Origin of the sequence: Saccharothrix texasensis (genome assembly GCF_003752005.1) — a bacterium.
In the GTDB taxonomy this organism is placed as follows: Bacteria; Actinomycetota; Actinomycetes; order Mycobacteriales; family Pseudonocardiaceae; genus Actinosynnema; species Actinosynnema texasense.
In genome coordinates this window covers 6,284,476-6,302,334 of record NZ_RJKM01000001.1, presented here as the reverse complement: position 1 = coordinate 6,302,334, position 17,859 = coordinate 6,284,476, and the positions used below count along the sequence as shown (strand labels likewise).

Annotated in this window: 12 protein-coding genes; 4 read left to right on the top strand and 8 right to left on the bottom strand. The window is 68.2% G+C overall.

Annotated elements, in window-relative coordinates; translation table 11 throughout:
* Positions 1-20: 20 nt before the first annotated feature.
* Positions 21-3,185, bottom strand: coding sequence for a sensor domain-containing protein (locus EDD40_RS27995; protein ID WP_123745564.1), 3,165 nt, complete (start codon positions 3,183-3,185; stop codon positions 21-23).
* A 223-nt stretch (positions 3,186-3,408) separates the two neighbouring features.
* Positions 3,409-4,596, bottom strand: coding sequence for an NAD(P)-dependent malic enzyme (locus EDD40_RS27990; protein WP_123745563.1), 1,188 nt, complete (start codon positions 4,594-4,596; stop codon positions 3,409-3,411).
* A 286-nt stretch (positions 4,597-4,882) separates the two neighbouring features.
* Here EDD40_RS27990 and EDD40_RS27985 point away from each other — a divergent pair, with 286 nt between their 5' ends.
* On the top strand, positions 4,883-5,476 hold the full coding sequence (locus EDD40_RS27985) for a dTDP-4-dehydrorhamnose 3,5-epimerase family protein (protein WP_123748334.1): 594 nt from the start codon (positions 4,883-4,885) through the stop codon (positions 5,474-5,476).
* Between the two features lie 468 nt (positions 5,477-5,944).
* On the opposite strand, the gene EDD40_RS27980 is transcribed toward EDD40_RS27985, so the two are convergent.
* A complete protein-coding gene (locus EDD40_RS27980) occupies positions 5,945-6,256 on the bottom strand; it encodes a S24/S26 family peptidase (protein WP_342777820.1) in 312 nt (103 codons plus the stop codon).
* A gap of 102 nt (positions 6,257-6,358) precedes the next feature.
* Between EDD40_RS27980 and sodN the strand changes: the two genes are divergently transcribed.
* Entirely contained in the window at positions 6,359-6,778 is a 420-nt protein-coding gene (sodN, locus tag EDD40_RS27975) for a superoxide dismutase, Ni (RefSeq protein ID WP_123745562.1), read from the top strand.
* Between the two features lie 509 nt (positions 6,779-7,287).
* Complete coding sequence (gene fxsT, locus EDD40_RS27970; RefSeq protein WP_148088935.1) at positions 7,288-9,771, top strand: FxSxx-COOH system tetratricopeptide repeat protein; 2,484 nt, start codon at positions 7,288-7,290, stop codon at positions 9,769-9,771.
* Between the two features lie 529 nt (positions 9,772-10,300).
* On the opposite strand, the gene EDD40_RS27965 is transcribed toward fxsT, so the two are convergent.
* The 4 genes from EDD40_RS27965 to EDD40_RS27950 form a co-directional block, all read right to left on the bottom strand.
* The gene (locus tag EDD40_RS27965; protein ID WP_211348245.1) at positions 10,301-13,156 is read right to left on the bottom strand and encodes a tetratricopeptide repeat protein; all 2,856 of its coding nucleotides are present in this window, start codon (positions 13,154-13,156) and stop codon (positions 10,301-10,303) included.
* Entirely contained in the window at positions 13,153-13,560 is a 408-nt protein-coding gene (locus EDD40_RS27960) for a hypothetical protein (protein WP_123745560.1), read from the bottom strand. The genes EDD40_RS27965 and EDD40_RS27960 overlap by 4 nt, the downstream gene beginning before the upstream one ends.
* Before the next feature lie 395 nt (positions 13,561-13,955).
* The gene (locus EDD40_RS27955) at positions 13,956-14,150 is read right to left on the bottom strand and encodes a DUF397 domain-containing protein (RefSeq protein ID WP_123748331.1); all 195 of its coding nucleotides are present in this window, start codon (positions 14,148-14,150) and stop codon (positions 13,956-13,958) included.
* 14 nt (positions 14,151-14,164) lie between these two features.
* Positions 14,165-15,028, bottom strand: coding sequence for a DUF5753 domain-containing protein (locus EDD40_RS27950; RefSeq protein ID WP_123745559.1), 864 nt, complete (start codon positions 15,026-15,028; stop codon positions 14,165-14,167).
* A gap of 402 nt (positions 15,029-15,430) precedes the next feature.
* Here EDD40_RS27950 and EDD40_RS27945 point away from each other — a divergent pair, with 402 nt between their 5' ends.
* Positions 15,431-16,348 (top strand): phosphotransferase family protein, encoded by a 918-nt coding sequence (locus EDD40_RS27945; protein WP_123745558.1) that lies wholly within the window; start codon positions 15,431-15,433, stop codon positions 16,346-16,348.
* A 3-nt stretch (positions 16,349-16,351) separates the two neighbouring features.
* Here EDD40_RS27945 and EDD40_RS27940 read toward each other — a convergent pair whose 3' ends face one another.
* Positions 16,352-17,758 (bottom strand): NsdA family TPR-like regulatory protein, encoded by a 1,407-nt coding sequence (locus EDD40_RS27940; RefSeq protein WP_123745557.1) that lies wholly within the window; start codon positions 17,756-17,758, stop codon positions 16,352-16,354.
* Between the last annotated feature and the right edge of the window lie 101 nt (positions 17,759-17,859).

The following is a 17,859-nucleotide window of genomic DNA, read 5'->3' as shown; positions in this document are numbered from 1 at the left end:
CGCGACGGGAGTACCGCCGATCAACCGGCGCGGGGGATGTGCAGCGGACCGAGGGCGAGCACCGCGCGGAACTCCTTGGGCGGCACGGGACGCGAGAACAGCCAGCCCTGGTAGGTGTCCACGCCGATGCCGCGCAGCACCTGGAACTGCGTCGCGGTCTCCACGCCCTCCGCCACGCACCTGCGGTCCATCGCGCGGGCCATGTCGACCACCGCCTTGGCGACGGCGAAGTCCGACGGGTCCTTGCCCAGGCCGGAGACGAACCGGCGGTCGACCTTGATGATCTGCGCGGGCAGGTCCTTGAGCCGGGCCAGCGACGAGTAGCCGGTGCCGAAGTCGTCCACGGCGAACCGGATGCCCCGCTCCACCAGCTCGTCCATCGTCTGGCGCACCCGGGACGGCAGGTCGACCAGCGCCGTCTCCACCAGCTCCAGCACCACCCGGTCCCACGGGATGCCCGCCTCGGCGATGGCGTCGGCCACGATGTCGGCGAACTCCGGGTCGCCCGGCACCAGCCCGGCCAGGTTCACCGCCACGGACACCGGCTTGCCGCCCGGCTCGGGCCAGGTCGAGGCCTCCTTCAGCGCGGTCCGCAGCACCCACCGGTCCAGCTCGCGCATCAGGTCGCCCTGCTCGGCCACCGGCAGGAAGACGTCCGGCGGCAGCAGCCCGCGGTCCGGGTGCGGCCAGCGCACCAGCGCCTCCGCGGTCTGCACCACGCCGTCCACGCCCACCACCGGCTGGAAGTGCAGCGCCAACCCGTCGTGCTGCAACGCCTCCCGCAGCTGGCCCTCCAGGTGCACCTGCCGGTCGGCCGAGGCGATCAGCGCCGCGCTGGCCAGCGACACCCGGCCCGCGCCGGCCCGCTTGGCCTCGAACATCGCCGCGTCGGCGAAGCGCAGCAGGTCGTTGCCGGTGGCGCGGGAGCCGTTCGGCACGGCCGCGCCGATCGACGCCGACACGCGGACCAGCTGCCCGTGCACCGGCACCGCGGTGCGCAGCAGCCCGGCGACCCGCGTGGCCAGCGCGTCCACGCCGCCGACCGCGTCCAGGTTCTCGCAGATGATCACGTACTCGTCGCCGGACAGGCGGGCCGCCGTGCAACCGTCCGGGAGGCCGCCCTCCAGCCGCCGGGCCAGCGCCACCAGCAGCTCGTCGCCCGCGTCGTGGCCGAGCGAGTCGTTGACCCGCTTGAAGTTGTCGATGTCGCAGAACAGCACGGCGACCTTCGACCGGTCCGGCGAGGCCAGCAGCTCGCCCAGCATCTCCTTGACCAGCGCCCGGTTCGGCAGGCCGGTCAGCTCGTCGTGCGTGGCCTGGTGCCGCAACGCCTCGGCCGTGCGGCGGCGCTCGGTGATGTCCTGGAACACGATCAGCCAGAACCGGCGGCCGTCGTCCTGCACGGACAACGCGATGTGCAGCTCGCAGTACACCTGCACGCCGTCGCGGCGGACCAGGATGCGCTGCGGGATCTTGTGGGTGCGCTCGGCGTCCGGCGCGGACATCTCGTCGATCGACGGCAGCCGGGTGTCGTCGTCCGGGTGGGTGAGCATGCTCGCGGTCATCCCGCGCAGCTGCTCCAGGTCCATGCCGAGCAGGTCGCACAGGGCGTCGTTGGCGTCGACCAGCCGCTCGCCCTCGTCGAACAGGCCGATGCCGACCGGCGTCAGGGACACCAGGTCCGCGAAGCGCTGGCTGGACCGCTTCATCCTGGTCTCGGCGGCGCGCTGCTCGGTGATGTCCTGCGCCGTGCCGACCGCGAGCGGCAAGCCGTCCGTGCCCTTCACGACCACGCCGTAGCAGCGGAACACGCGCTGCCGGCCGTCGCGGCGCACGATCCGGTGCTCCAGCTGGATCGGCACCTCCTCGGTGGCCAGCTGCTGCCACAGGTCGTCCACCCAGGCGCGGTCGTCGGGGTGCACGAGGTCGAGGTAGGTCTGGTAGCGGGTGTGCTCCTCGCGCGGCACGCCGAACAGCTCGGCCAGCATGTCCGACCACACCACGTCGCCGGTCTGCAGGTTCCACTCCCAGACGCCGAGCTGCGCGGCCTTCTGCGCGTCGGCGAGCCTGCGGCGGTCGTCGCGGAGCTGGCGCTCCAGCGCGCGGGCCTCGGTGACGTCCTGGACGGTGCCGTGCAGCCTGCCGACCTTGTCGCCGTCGAACTCGGCCCGCGCCCGGCACACGTAGACGCGGTCGCCGTCCTCGCTGCGCACCTCGACCTCGACCGTGCTGCCGTCCTGCGCCCGCTGCATCAGGCTCTCCAGGGCGGGCCGGTCGTCCGGGTGCACGGCGAGCAACCGGGCGTTGGGCTCGACGCCCAGCTCGGCGTACATCTCCAGCAGCACCTCGCTGCGGTGCAGGGCGCCGGACTCGACGTCGAAGCTCCAGCTGCCCATGCGCGCGATGCGCTGCGCCTCCAGCAGCCGGGCGCGCTCGGTCTCCAGGGCGCGGTCGGACCGCCGCTGGTCGGTGATGTCGCGGATGTAGCCGGTGATGAACTGGGTCCGGCCGTCCGATCTCAGCTTCGCCTCGGCCACGCCCCGGATCCAGCGCTGCTCACCGTCGGGCAGGATGATCCGGTAGACGATGTCGATCGGGCTGCCGTCGAGCGCCCGGTTGGCCCAGTAGCTGGCGACCATCTCGTAGTCGTCGGGGTGCACGACGTCCAGCACGGCCTGCGCGCCGGGCACCACCTCGCCGGGCCGCACGCCCATCATCTCGTAGTGCGACTCGGACCAGACCGTGACGCCGGTGTCCGGGTCGTACTCCCACGAGCCGATCTGCGCGACCCGTTGCACGGTGCGCAGCCTGCGCTGCTCGTCGCGCAGGTCCTCGGCGGCCTGCGCCAGGTCGGAGACGTCGACCAGCAGCACGGCGTGCAGGCCGGTGCCGGGCACGTGCGTGCGCACCACCCGGACCGGCACGAGCGCGCCGTCGGCCTGGTGCAGGCGCAGGTCGCCGGGTCCGCCCAGCAGCAGCTCGCCGAGGGACCGGCCGACGAGGTCGTCGGCGGAGCGGACCTTCGTCAGCTCCACCGCGGCGGGGCTGGCCCGCATGACGACGCCCTTGGGGTCGCACAGGAGCGTGGGCGCCTCGGGCAGCGCGATGCCGTCCAGCGCCATGTCGCCGTTCTGCGGACGCGCTGGGTCGAGCACCACCGGAGCGCGTCCAACCCGCTTGGGCACGGTCCCACCTTCCCGTGTCTACGGCAGGGATGACCGGCCCGACCGCACCCAAAGACGGCGTCCCTCTCCACGGGCAATATTCACCCGAGGAGAGGGACGGTAGCGCTTCGGAGCGTCATCGCCCACCCCTCAACGGGCTAACGAAACAACACGTTAGCGGTTTCGTTGCCTGTCGACGGGTACGGACGGATGCGGCCGGAGCTCTCCCAACTCCGACTTGGAGTCAGGCTACTCCGTCTTCGCGGGCTGCCAAGGCCACGGCGGCGGCCACTTCCGGGCCGACCCGCGGGTCCAGGGCGCTGGGCACGATCCGGTCAACCGAGAGGTCGTCGGCGGCGACCGCCGCGATGGCGTCCGCGGCGGCGAGCTTCATGCCCTCGGTGATCCTCTTCGCGCCCGCGTCCAGCGCGCCGCGGAAGATGCCGGGGAACGCGAGGACGTTGTTGATCTGGTTCGGGAAGTCGCTGCGCCCGGTGGCGACCACGGCGGCGTGCCGCCGTGCCACGTCCGGGTGCACCTCGGGATCGGGGTTGGACAGCGCGAACACGATCGAGTCGTCGGCCATGCTCGCGATCAGCTCCTCGGGCACCTTGGACGACGAGACGCCGACGAACACGTCCGCGCCCCGCAACGCCTCGGCGATGCCGCCGCGCAGGCCACTGGCGTTGGTGACCTCGGCCAGCTGCGCCTTCACCGGGTTGAGCGCGTCCCGGCCGACGTGCACGATGCCGCGCGAGTCGACCACGGTGACCTCGCCGACGCCCGCGGCCAGCAGGATCTTCGCGCACGCCACACCGGCCGCGCCCGCGCCGGAGATGACCACGCGCTGGTTCGCCACGTCCTTGCCGAGCACGGTGTCGGCCCCGCGCAGGGCGGCCAGCACCACGACCGCGGTGCCGTGCTGGTCGTCGTGCATGACCGGCACGTCCAGCGCCTCGATGAGCCGGGCCTCCAGCTCGAAGCAGCGCGGCGCGGAGACGTCCTCGAGGTTGACCGCGCCGAAGGACGGGCGCAGCCGGACCAGGGTCTCGACGATCTCGTCCACGTCCGTGGTGTCCAGCACCAGCGGGATGGAGTCGAGGCCGCCGAAGGTCTTGAACAGCGCGGCCTTGCCCTCCATGACGGGCAGCGACGCGCTGGGGCCGATGTCGCCGAGGCCGAGCACGGCGGTGCCGTCGCTGACCACGGCGACCAGGCGGTGCGCCCACGTGTACTTGGCGGCCAGGGCCGGGTCGTCCGCGATGGCCCGGCTGACCCTGGCCACGCCCGGCGTGTAGGCGATGGAGAGCGCGCGCGGGTCGGCCAACGACGCCGTCGCGCCAACGGCCAGCTTTCCGCCTTCGTGCGCGCGGAAGATTTCCTCGTCGCTCAATTCGGTGGTCGTGGGCGGCTGGTCGTTCAATGCGGTCACGGAAGTCCTCCTGCGGTGCGCGATACCTGCGGCGCACCGGGACCGGCGTTGTCACGCGGGTCGACGGGGCCTGTCTGGGAGTGGTCCACGCGGTCTGCGGGACCGCTCTCGGGGGCGGTGTGCGGGCAAGCATGGCAGCGTCGCCGACGGCTGTCTGCGGCGGGGATCACACTTTTTCCGCAGGTCAGAGGTAGTGCCACAGAACGTACGTCCGGTTTTCTGGACCGACCGGTCAGTTTCCGCAGGCAGGATCGGTCAAGAACCGGCGGGTCCTAGGGTGTTCGCCATGCAGGCACGTGAGTTGAAAATTTCCGGCGCTTTCGAGTTCACCCCTTCGGTGTTCCCCGATGACCGCGGTTTGTTCGTCGCGCCATACCAGGAAGCGGTGTTCGCGGAAGCCGTCGGGCACCCGTTGAAGGTCGCCCAGACGAACCACAGCGTGTCCAAGCGCGGCGTCGTGCGCGGCATCCACTACGCCGACACGCCGCCGGGGCAGGCCAAGTACGTGCACTGCCCGCGCGGCCGGCTGCTCGACGTCGTGGTGGACCTGCGGGTCGGCTCGCCCACGTTCGGCGAGTGGGACGCGGTGGAGCTGGCGGAGGGGGTGTTCAACTCCGCGTACCTGCCCGAGGGGGTCGGGCACGCGCTGATGGCGCTGGAGGACGGCACGGTCGCGTCGTACCTGTGCTCGGAGGGCTTCAACCCGAAGGCCGAGCGCGGCATCCACCCGCTGTCGATGGACCTGCCCTTCCCGACCGACCTGACCCCGCTGCTGTCGCCGAAGGACGCCGCCGCGCCGACGTTCGAGGAGGCGCGCGACACCGGCCTGCTGCCGTCCTACGACGACTGCGTGGCCTGGTACGCGAAGCTGCGCGCCTGACCGCCGCCGCCCGACCGCCGGCGGCCCCGCCCTCGGGGCAGCCGCCGGCGGTCGGGTCCTCCCGGGGACCGTCACCGCGTCACCCCGCCGCACAGCCACCCGGCAGCCGGCCTCCCGGTGCCGCTGGCGCGTTCGCCCTCCCGGTCAACCGGCAGATCGGGTCCTTCCGGAGCCGTCGCGTCAGCCCGCCGGACAGCCGCCCGGCAGCCGGTCCCCCGACCGGCCTCCCGACGTCCGCCGGCGCGGTCGCGCTCCCGGCAGGTCGGTCCTCCCGGCACGGCCGGCGCTGCGTCACCTCCCGGACACCGGCAGCCCGGGTCCTTCCGGAGCCGCCGGCGCGGCGCTCTCGCGACAACCGGCGGTTCGGACCTCCTGTGACCGCCGCCGCGGCGTTAGTCCGCCCGGGCAGCCGGCGGTTCGGCCTTTCGGGGTAGCCGGCGCGTTCAGCGTCGCTCGCGGTCCCGGCGGTCAGCCTCCCGGGGCGGGCCGCCGGCGCAGCAGCCGCGGCCGGGGCCAGAGGCGGAGGCGGATCACACCCACCACCTCCGCCGCGCCCAGCGTCCGCGAGTCGGTGGAGGCGAACGGGTTGTCGCCCTCCACGTGCCAGCCGCCGCCGTCGGGCCGCACCGCCCGCTTGACCGACAGCTGCCCGGGCCGCGCCGCCCACCTGACCAGCACGAGATCACGCGGACGTGGCGGCTTTCCGAAGTGGACCAGCACCACGTCCCCCGTCCGCAGGGTCGGGACCATCGAGGGTCCGACCACCCGAACCAGCGGCAACGGGTTGGCATCCGGCCGTGCCAACGATCACCTCCACCTGCTCGCGCCGAGGCCCCGGAGTAGGGTTCGTCACGTCGGAGCATCCACTGTCAGGGAGGAAAGATGCGACTTCTGTCGCGCATCCGTTCACTCCGCCGCCCGCTCCTGGAGGCCACCGCGCACTGCGACCTCCCGTGCGGTGTTTACGACCCGGCCCAGGCCCGGATCGAGGCCGAGTCGGTCAAGGCGATTCAGGAGAAGTACCAGGCGAACGAGGACCCCGAGTTCCGCACCCGCGCCCTCCTGATCAAGGAGCAGCGGAGCGAGCTCGTCAAGCACCACCTGTGGGTGCTGTGGACCGACTACTTCAAGCCGCCGCACTTCGAGAAGTACCCGGAGCTGCACGACTTGTTCAACCGGGCCACCAAGGCCGCCGGCGCGTCCGGCGCGAAGGGCTCCATGGACCCCGCCAAGGGCCAGGAGCTGCTCGACCTGATCGCCCAGATCGACAAGATCTTCTGGGAGACGAAGGCCGCAGCGTAACAACCTGCAAAAACACGGCGCTGACCAGCGAAAATTTCCCTGTCTGGTCAGCGTCGTTTTTCGTCGCCTGTCGTCGCTGAGCGTCCTCTCACGGCCCCAGAACGGCCCAAATCAGTCCACATTGGACCTGGCCGACCCCGTGGGTTGTACACTGATCGAACGTACGACCACCCAGCTCAGTGGATGCAACCGTTACGTGACGAAGGACCTTCGGGAGATCTCACCGAATCGCCACGACGGGTCGCTGACCTGCGGTTCATCAGTTGAACGGGCCGAAATGGCACACCTCGTTCCGTACAGGATCTCTGGCACGACTTGGCATCTTCGTGCCGAACTACGGGCAGTGAGGTCATCTTCGGTCTTGGCTGGGCCGCTTGCGGGTTCCGTCACGATCGGCCTGCCAATCTGTCCGCACTTATCGGGCTTCGTGCGTGCTGTCGGTATCGATGTGTGCTCGATCTGGGCGTGGCTGGTGGAGGCATGGCCGGTGCTGGGCAGATAGTGGCGCTGTGACACCACGTCGGCGCAATGTCAACCTCGTCGTGTTCGGTCTGCTGGCCGCGATGATCGGCGTGGTGACCAACTACGTCACCGATGAGGTGCCTGCCTGGTTCCAGGATCAGACCAGGGTGTGGCTGGTGTTCGCGCTGATCGTGGTTACCTCGATCCTGGCGCAGGTCGTATTTTCCCGCGAAAAGCCCGTACCACCCGCGTTACCGCTGGTGAGGCCCCATTTTCCGGCCACTCCCCGGACGCTGCGGCCTCCGACATCCTCGGCGTCAGCGCTGCGTGGGCGGGATCGGACGCTGGACGACATCCGGTCGGTGTTGGACGCTCCGGCGGGTCGTTTCGTGGTGGTGTGTGGTCCGGGTGGCATGGGTAAGACGGCGTTGGCGGTACGTGTGGCCGAGGAAGCCGCACAGCGTGGTCGCCCGGTGTTTTGGATTCGGTGGCGTGGTGAGGGGTCGTCGGAGGGCCGAACCGGTGAGGAGTTGCTGGCGGCGCAGATGGTCCAGGTCGCGATCACGCTGGGGCTGCCGGAGGGCGAGGTCGGCGCAGTTCAGCAGTCCGGCGGCAGTCTGGTCGATCTTGTATGGGGTTATCTGGAACGGACGTCCGGTTGGGTGCTCGTGATCGACAATGCCGACCGGACCGAGGGCCTGGGTATTGAAGGGCCGGTCGGTGAGCATCGAGGCTGGATCAGACCTGGCGGCGCAGGGCTGCTGTTGGTGACCAGTCGGGACCGGTCCCCTGACACGTGGGGCCGCGGCGCGGTGATGGTACGGCTGGAACCGCTGTCCCCCGTCGAAGGTGCCCAGGTGCTGCTCGACCTGGCACGCGGCGGCGGTAGTCATGAAGATGCGGAGCGGCTGGCGACGAGGCTGGGCGGTCTGCCGTTGGCGCTGCACGTGGCAGGGAAGGCCGTGGCTCAACCAACCGCACGCCTGCGCCAGTTCAACGCGTACCGCGAGGCGCTAGGCGACGACACGTCTCAGGTACTGATGTCACCGGACGTGACCGACCCCGAGACGGCCCGGACACTGGTCGGGCACACCTGGGAACTGTCCCTGGATCAACTCGCCGTGGAAGGGGTGCCACTGGCCAGGCCGTTGCTGCGGGCCTTGGCGTTGCTGGCCGACGCCCCAATCCCGCGCACCCTGATCACCCCGGGCTTGATCCCGGACACCGCCACCGACACCGTGGTGGGTACTGCCGCGATCGATTCAGCACTGGCAGGTCTGGAACGCTATGGCCTGGTCGACACGCCCCCGCCGGACAGCGTCTCCGAGATCGGATCGGTGATGCTGCATCCCCTCGTCCGAGAGGCCAGCACGATGCTGGTGGTCCGCGACAGCGACATCACCGGGTGGCGCGACACGATCGAGGGCCACCTGATCGAATCGGCCGAATCGTGGACGGCGCAGGGACGGGCAGCCTGGCCGGCAACCCGCCTACTGGCACCACATCTGCTCTTACTCACCGACACCCACAACGACGACAGCTTCACCCGCCTGCGCAACACCATCGACAACGTCGCGTACGAGTTGGAACGAGCTGGCTTCCACACGACGGCGATCACCCTGCGCAGGCACGTGCTCGATGCCGAATCGACCCGACTCGGCCCTGACCACCCCCACACCCTCAACAGCCAAAACAACCTCGCCACCGTGCTGTACAGCCTCGGCCGCTACGACGAAGCCGAACGCCTCCACCGCAACACCCTCAACAGCCGCAGCCACACCCTCGGCCCCGACCACCCCCACACCCTCAACAGCCAAAACAACCTCGCCACCGTGCTGAACAGCCTCGGCCGCTACGACGAAGCCGAACGCCTCCACCGCAACACCCTCAACAGCTACACCCGCACCCTCGACCCCGACCACCCCCACACCCTTACCAGCCAAAACAACCTCGCCACCGTGCTGAAAAACCTCGGCCGCTACGACGAAGCCGAACGCCTCCACCGCAACACCCTCAACAGCCGCAGCCGCACCCTCGGCCCCGACCACCCCCACACCCTCAACAGCCAAAACAACCTCGCCACCGTGCTGAACAGCCTCGGCCGCTACGACGAAGCCGAACGCCTCCACCGCAACACCCTCGACATCCGCATCCGCACCCTCGGCCCCGACCACCCCCACACCCTCAGCAGCCAAAACAACCTCGCTGGCGTACTGAACAGCCTCGGCCGCTACGACGAAGCCGAACGCCTCTACCACAACACCCTCGACAGCTGCATCCGCACCCTCGGCCCCGACCACCCCCACACCCTCAGCAGCCAAAACAACCTCGCCACCGTGCTGAAAAACCTCGGCCGCCACGACGAAGCCGAACGCCTCTACCGCAACACCCTCGACATCCGCATCCGCACCCTCGGCCCCGACCACCCCGACACCCTCAACAGCCAAAACAACCTCGCGTGGTTGGCCAAAGGTCACACCGTTCGAAACGGGAAGCGGTGGGGTTGGCCCATCCGCCAACGTAACCGCTGATCCAGCGTGGCGGTTTCCAGTCTTCACACAACATCGACGTCACTCGATGCCAAGTGCACGTTGGCAAGCCTGTGGGCTGGTCGACGCCATCAAGGCGTTGAGCTGTCCACAGGCGCGGCAGCCGAGCGCCAATACCACCCGACCCAATCGACCACTCGGCGCTCGTTCCGCGCCGAGTCGCTCCCAAGCAGCCTTCGACCGGCCAACAACCCCCAGAAGCCTCATTCCGCGGTTCCCTGCGGGGGCCGCTGGTCGTGGCCTCCCGCCGTTGTGGGACAGCCTCCGGTGCCTCGCGTGTCGCGCCCGTGGGCCGCCAGGCCCGCTTGGGCGCGACCGAGGACATCGCCGGAGGCTGTCCCACAACGGCTCAAAGGACACGAACGGCCAGCGGCCCCCGGAGGGGGCCGCCTTGATAAAGAAAAGAAACTCTGAACACGCCAGTCAAAGTCGTGCCATTGCGGCCCAGATTTACAGAGGCGAGTACGATAAGAAAGTGGTTACGTGATTGGTCGCAGGTGGTAGACATGCGCTAGCTTTTAGCCTGCCAGTTTATCAATGCCTCAGTTGCGGTCAGGGTGTCCGGGTGTTCTGGGCCGAGTAGGCGCATCGAGTCGGCGACCACCTTCTCCAACAGGTCAATCGCGTCGTTCGTACGGCCCGCCTGCCAGTAGGAGCTGGCCAAGTTGCCTTGTGCGGTCAGGGTGCTCGGGTGTTCTGGGCCGAGTAGGCGCATCGAGTCGGCGACCACCTTCTCCAACAGGTCAATCGCGTCGTTCGTACGGCCCGCCTGCCAGTAGGAGCTGGCCAAGTTGCCTTGTGCGGTCAGGGTGCTCGGGTGTTCTGGGCCGAGTAGGCGCATCGAGTCGGCGACCACCTTCTCCAACAGGTCAATCGCGTCGTTCGTACGGCCCGCCTGCCAGTAGGAGTTGGCCAAGTTGCCTTGTGCGGTCAGGGTGCTCGGGTGTTCTGGGCCGAGTAGGCGCATCGAGTCGGCGACCACCTTCTCCAACAGGTCAGTCGCGTCGTTCGTGCGGCCCGCCTGCCTGTAGGAGTTGGCCAAGTTGGCTTGTGCGGTCAGGGTGTCCGGGTGTTCTGGGCCGAGTAGGCGCATCGAGTCGGCGACGACCTTCTCCAACAGGTCAGTCGCGTCGTTCGTGCGGCCCGCCCGGGAGTAGGAGTTGGCCAAGTTGGCTTGTGCGGTCAGGGTGTCCGGGTGTTCTGGGCCGAATAGGCGCAGCCGGTCGGCGACGACCTTCTCCAACAGGTCAGTCGCGTCGTTCGTGCGGCCCGCCTGCCAGTAGAAGTTGGCCAAGTTGGCTTGTGCGGTCAGGGTGCTTGGGTGTTCTGGGCCGAGTAGGCGCAGCCGGTCGGCGACGACCTTCTCCAACAGGTCAGTCGCGTCGTTCGTGCGGCCCGCCCGGGAGTAGGAGTTGGCCAAGTTGGCTTGTGCGGTCAGGGTGTCCGGGTGTTCTGGGCCGAGTAGGCGCAGCCGGTCGGCGACGACCTTCTCCAACAGGTCAGTCGCGTCGTTCGTGCGGCCCGCCTGCCAGTAGGAGCTGGCCAAGTTGCCTTGTGCGGTCAGGGTGTCCGGGTGTTCTGGGCCGAATAGGCGCATCGAGTCGGCGACCACCTTCTCCAACAGGTCAGTCGCGTCGTTCGTGCGGCCCGCCTGCCAGTAGGAGCTGGCCAAGTTGGCTTGTGCGGTCAGGGTGCTCGGGTGTTCTGGGCCGAGTAGGCGCATCGAGTCGGCGACCACCTTTTCCTCGATGACGATCGCGTCGTTCGTGCGGCCCGCCTGCCAGTAGGAGTTGGCCAAGTTGGCTTGTGCGGTCAGGGTGTCCGGGTGATCCGCGCCGAGGATGCGGTAAGCCTGTGCTGTCGTGTCGTGCCAGTAGGTGATGGCCGAAGTGTGAAGGTGGGTGCGGAGCAGGCTGGTGCCCGCCTTATAGAGAAGTGGGTGGCCGTCCGGTCGCCAGAGGAGATCACCTACGATGGTGACCAAGGTGCTGGTGTTGGCCAGCAATGCGGTCAGTAAGCTGGTGGTGATGTGATCGTTGTCGGGCCACAGTTGTAGGAGTGCGTCGGCTGCGGTGTGAGTGACGAGATGGAAGGGCGTAGTTTCCCGAGCTGCGCGGGCCGTGAGGGCATGGATACGTACGGCGCGGTGGCCGTCGCCGGGATGGTGGGCGATCAGGGCGTAGCGGTGCAGTGTCCGCAAGACCTGACGCGCCTGCTCCGGGGTGACCGGGTCGTCAGTGTGGCGGGTGCGGTGGGCGGTCAGGTAGTCGGTGACCACTGGGGTAGCCCAGAGAGTGTCGGGATGTCCGTCTGGGTCGAGCACTGCGGCCAACGCCAGGGCCGGGCGGGCCAGCCCTACCGGTGCGCGAGTGTCCGCGGCATCGAGGGAGAGCAAGAGCGCAACGGCCACCGGCCTGCCGTAAGCATCCGGATCCACACCCGCTGGCATCAGTTCGTCCAGCCGCTCGTCTCCAGCGATGTAGCGGGCCAGGTACGCCGCGCAGGTCTCGTCCTGGTCGAGCATGAAGGCCGCAGCGTGCGACAGCGCCAAGGGCAGGTGCCCTAGCGCCTCGCCCAACGCCGGGACACTTTCGTCGAGCAGGTGGGCGCAGTCGTCGTCAGTGAGCCGGTCGTGTAGGTAGCGGGCGGACTCGACGGGGGTGAAGGTGTCAATGTCGACGCGTCGGCGGCCGGAGCCGGTGAGCGATGCCTCACGCAGTCGAGTGGTGGCCAGTGTCCACCCGCCCGGTCGGTGCGGGGGCCACATGTCCTTCAGATGGGTGGGGTCGGTCACGTCGTCGAGCACGATCAACCAGGTTCGGTCGGTGGTGCGTAGCCACGTCACGAATGCTGTGGCGTCCGTGGCCGGGTTGCTGCCATCAACGCCGGGCACCGCTGCTCGCAGGGCCGCAGTGGCGTAGGCGGTAATCACCTGCTCCGGTGTTGAGGCGTTGACCCACACCACCAAGTCCGTGCCCGCATTGATGGCCTGGTCGACGAACCACGCGGCCAGTTGGGACTTGCCGACACCGCCCCCGCCCGCCAGCACTCGTGTCCCCACCACGTCACGCCGCTCGGTGTCCTGCTGTGCGAGCACCACGTCCTCGCCCTGACGGCGTGCGGCCAGAACCCGTTCCCGTACCGCCTCCCGAGGCTGGAAGGCTGAGGCCAAGGGCGGAGGCGTTCCCACCAATACCGGCCACACCGGTGCCGGCGTCGCAGGCGGATGGTGATGGTGATGCTCGACATGCACATCACGCATCACCCCGGAGTTGGCCACACCGCCGTTGTCGGCGCTCGCCTCACCCGAGTCCCGGACCTCCGCCGCATCCCGCACCCCTGGTGGCTGCGGTTCCTGGGTGGTCACGAGCGGGGCACTCGTCGGACACCGGTGTTGGCCACCGAACCAGGGCCGTTTGCTACCGCCCTACCCGTCTTCGTCACGCGAACGGAGCCCGTGTCGTCGGTTGCGGTCTCGGCACCGGTGTTCGCCTCACCACCCCCCTCGGCCTCTGCGTCCCCGGAGTCCTCCACCACGACCTCGCCCGTCCCGACGTCGTCGGACACCACCACGCCCTCCCGTCCACCTGCCCGCGGCCACAGGTACGGCGCCACCAACGCCACCACTGCCACGACACCACCGATGGTGCTGCCCAGCTTGTCGGCCTCGTCCAGTCCCACCACGACGAGATACACCACTAGACCCGCCACGATGACACCGAAAACGCCGCGCCCCACCCACACCCACCGCTTACTGCGCGCAACGACCACGACCCACCTCCACTGAACAGGCGGCACGACCAAGTCAATGGACCCGCTGGCCGCACAACACCGGTCGGCTAGCGCCCCTTACCAGGAGTTTCGCTCACAACTCAATCGGCATTACAGCTCACTGCATACGTCCGTGCCTACAAGCAAAATGAAGTCGAGTAACGCTCACCAAATCGCCTTGCGGTGGTGCAAACGCAGAGCGTATCCAAGCTCCGCCGATGGCAGTCCTTCGCCGATAGACATAAGGCCTTGCCACTTCCAACCAACGCTCACTCGGGCCAGCCGAGACCGCGAGCGACTTTGCCCTTGAGGTGTGATCATCAGGGCGGACAGGTGCACCTATACCCGTCCGGGGCTACGGGCGGCAACCTGCACGTCGACAGTAGTAGTGCCGGTCAGACGTCCAAGCTTCCCGACCTGATGGCGGACAGAAAGCGCCGGTATCCGGAGTCCTGGAACGTCAGGAGCCCGGCGGCCGGTGCCTTGCTGTCGCGGAACGCTGTGCCGGTCTCCGTGACGGCCAGTTCGACGCACTCGTTGTTGCCGCCGCTGCGGCTTGACTTGCGCCAGACGATGTCGGACAGGTCCATCGTGGCCACACTCCTCACTTGCTGCCCAGGTCTGCGATGGCCGCAGAGATCAAGTCGGTCGACTCCGACGCACTCAGAGCGACCGATGCGGCTCCATCAAACACGCTGATGAAGTCCGCTACGGCGGACGGGGCTTCGACCCACTCGCCGCCTGCGGGGTGTTCGAGGTAGACGTTCGGCGGGTCCTCGGGGTCGGGGAACTCCAAGATGGTCACCGGACCGCTCATCGTGCCGATGGCGCCGACTCCGAACGGCAGGACCTGGATCGTCACGTTGGGCTGCCCGCCCAGCTCCAGCAGCCGCTCCAGCTGCTTGCGCATGACTGCCGTACCGCCGATGACTCGCCGGATCACGGCTTCGTCCACGACTGCGTGGACCTGGAGCGGGTCGGGGCCGGTCAGGACGCGCTGACGGGACACCCGAGCGGCTACGGACTTCTCGATGCCGTCGCGTGGGACGAACTTATCGGCGGTGTGGATGGCGCGGGCGTAGTCCTCTGTCTGGAGCAGGCCCGGCACGAGCAGGGGTTGCAGGAACAAGCCGCGGGAAGCTTCGGCCTCCAGGCGGACGTAGGCGCGGAACTTCCGGGGCAGTGCGTTGAGGTACTCGGGCTGCCTGCCGATCTGGGAGGCGTCGGCCCACATCTCGAACGCCTGACGTCGCGTGTCGTCGTCGGCGGAGAGGAAGTCCAGCAGGACCTCAAGGTCGCTGTGCTTGATCAACGACTTCCCGGTCTCGAACCTGCTGACCGTGGCGTCCGAGCAGTGCAACCGCTCCATCACGGCCTCGACGCTGACGGACCGCTCGTCCCGGAGGGTGCGGAGGAGCTGCCCGAGTCGCCTCCTGCGCTTGGTGGGGCCGCTCTGCCTTGCTGTCACGGCTGAACCCTAGTCGGGGTGATCACTCGGAAGCATCCACACTTTCGGTGTATCGACGGTGTGTAGATACACTCTGTACCTTACGTTCACCAGCAGGGCCACGTCTCCTCCCTGGAGACGCAGGACGGACAGCCTGCGTGCGACGCACAGCCGTGGCCCTGTTGGTCCTTGCGCGGATCGGCACGTCAAAGGAGGAACGCCGACCACCGTGCCGTTGCTGTTGACGTGGACGTCCCTGCGCAGATGCGCTTGTCGAGGTCGTGCAAGGTCAGCAATTGGAGGTGACTTGTATCCCGCAACGATCACCTTCAAACGTATTCACCGACGCACCACCTGCGGATCGGTGAGTCGAGCCACTTCAGACCGCTGGCACCCTGCGGTCCCACCACCTAGCCTTGAGACGTGACGGACGATATGAGCATCGAAGTCAACTCCCCCGCCTTCAGCCTGAAGCAAGCGGAAAATATCCTCGCGCAGGCTTGCGAACTGGCGGAATTGCCCGCCGCGTCGGCACGTCCGATGCGGCTCGGCGAGAACGCTTTGTTCCACCTGACTAACGTTGGCGTCGTCGTCCGTATCGCGCGTGGACCCGACTACTGGCCGGATGCGTACAAAGAGGTCGAGGTGTCGGACTGGTTGGGCGGCCAGGGCATCTCGGCAGCGAAGGCGGTGGACATCCCACAGCCGATCTCCGTGCTCGGGCACCCAGTCACTTTCTGGTTCTACATCGACGGCAGGAACGGTGGGCCTGGCGACGTCGCAGCGCTGGGCACGGTCCTCCGGCGTCTGCACGCACTACCTGCGCCCGAGGACTTCAGGCTGCCGGCGACCTCGATCCTGGACCGGGTCCTCCCGCGCATCGAGGGGGCGCCGATCTCGGACGAAGATCGTGACTTCCTGACCGCGCGTGTCGACTCGCTCGCCGCGTACATCAAGAAGTTGGACTTCCCGTTGCAGCCGACTGCCATCCACGGTGATGCCCACGTGCAGAACCTGATGATCAGGGGCAGTGAAGCGGTCCTCATCGACTTCGAGCGTTTCGCGTGGGGGCAACCGGAGTGGGATCTCGCGGTCACGGCAACCGAGTACGTGACGGCTGGTTGGTGGACTGATGACCAGTACCGACTGTTCGCTGATTCCTACGGCTACGACATCACGGAGTGGGAAGGGTTCGACGTTCTGCGACAGACGAATGAGATCAAGATGACGACCTGGTTGATGCAGAACGTGAACGAGTCGCCGGACATTGCGCGCGAATACGAGCGTCGGATGAACACGCTGCGCACGGACGAAGCTACGCGAGACTGGCAGGCTTTCTAGTCGTCACGCGACGCGCGAAAGCATGACGGCAGAACCGAGGGTGATGTTGGGGTAATTGCGCAACACGCCCTCGGCAAAGTGAGTCACGAGCGGGTTCTTCGGATGCGCCTTGTTCAGCGCGTCGTAGAAGTCCGTCAAGTACCTCACGTAGCGGCTGGACTGGAGCGGTCCGGCGAGGTCAACGGCATCGAGCGCCAGCGCGACAGCCTCGTCCGCACTGCCGTTCGTGAGCGCACCCGCTGCGGTGACCATCCCGATGAACGCCCGCGTCCTGGGCGGCGTCGCCTCGGGTGCGATCGCTTGGGCGGCGAAGAGCCGCGTCTCTTCCGCTCGGCCGAGGTCGCGGAACCCGTGCGCTGCCTCGCCGGCCAGCTCCTCGGCGTTGAAGTACTTGATCCAGTCGGGTTCGTTGTCCGGTGAGTGCTGCTCGAAGAACCGTTCGGCCCGCGTGAGCACACGGGCGAACTCCTTCGCTTGGCCGCTGCTGGCCAGCGCACGTGCCTCCATCGCCAGGAACATCGACCGGACGGCGGGAGTTGCCCTGTTCCCGGTTGCGGCCTGGGCTGCGCGCGCCAACTTGACGGCATCGGCGTGGTGCCCGAGGTAGTTCGCCTGGTGGCTCAGATTGGCCAGCAGCCGGCCACCGATGATCGAGTCACCCGCTTCGCGCGCCAGGCGCAGTCCCTGCACGAAGTAGCGTTGAGCCGCCGCGTGCCGTCCGGCGTCGTAAGCGCTCCAGCCCAGTAGCTGCGCCACTTCCGCAGCGGCGCTGAACAGGTCTCGTTTGACTGGTCCTGGGTGCGGCTGGCGTAGTAGTGGTGCGATCTCCGTCTTGAAGTAGAAGAGCAGCATCCGCCTGACGTGACCGCCGCCGAACTTGAAGTCCAGGTCCATCAGGTGTGCCGCTGTCGCCCGGATCGCTGCTGCCGCAGGTCCGGCTGAACGAAGGCTGTCGCCGACTTCGAGGCTGTCACTGAACAGGTATCCCGTGATGACACCGGGAGTCGCCGCGCTGGTCCACCCCGAACGAGCCAACCCCGGTTGGTCCTCAAGGTCGGCCGCGGTGAGCTGGCCCAGCAGTTCGACGGCTGTGGAGGAGCTTGCCGGGTAGTCGGCCGCAGACGCTGTCGCGTCCGGTCCGACCGGCTGCAACGCCGAGGAGAAGCCGATCTCTTCGAGGGATACCGGGCGCCCCAACTTCGAGCCGAGCGCCAAGGCGATGTACTGCTGCGTCGCCGCCTTCGGGCTGCTGCCGTCAAGCCACCGCTTCACAGACACGTGGTCAGCAGCGATCGTCTGCCCGTCCCGAGCGGCCAGCTCGCGCACACGCGCGGCCAAGCCCTTGTTGCTCACGCTCGCCGCCCGCATCACATCCCCGAGAAGGCGGTTGGGCTCGCGAGTCACCCCCACGGGTCCACCTCGGCTGCGGGTGCGTGCACCCTGCTGAGCACCCCCACGCACCCCCTCGTGTCCGTATGCACCCCTGCGAACACACTGCCACACACCCGCTG

What these genes read in the sequence shown, in the direction of transcription:
- EDD40_RS27985 (WP_123748334.1), top strand. Translation starts at nt 4,883, where the DNA reads ATGCAGGCACGTGAGTTGAAAATTTCCGGCGCTTTCGAGTTCACCCCT.
- sodN (WP_123745562.1), top strand. Translation starts at nt 6,359, where the DNA reads ATGCGACTTCTGTCGCGCATCCGTTCACTCCGCCGCCCGCTCCTGGAG.
- EDD40_RS27955 (WP_123748331.1), bottom strand. Translation starts at nt 14,150, where the DNA reads ATGGACCTGTCCGACATCGTCTGGCGCAAGTCAAGCCGCAGCGGCGGC.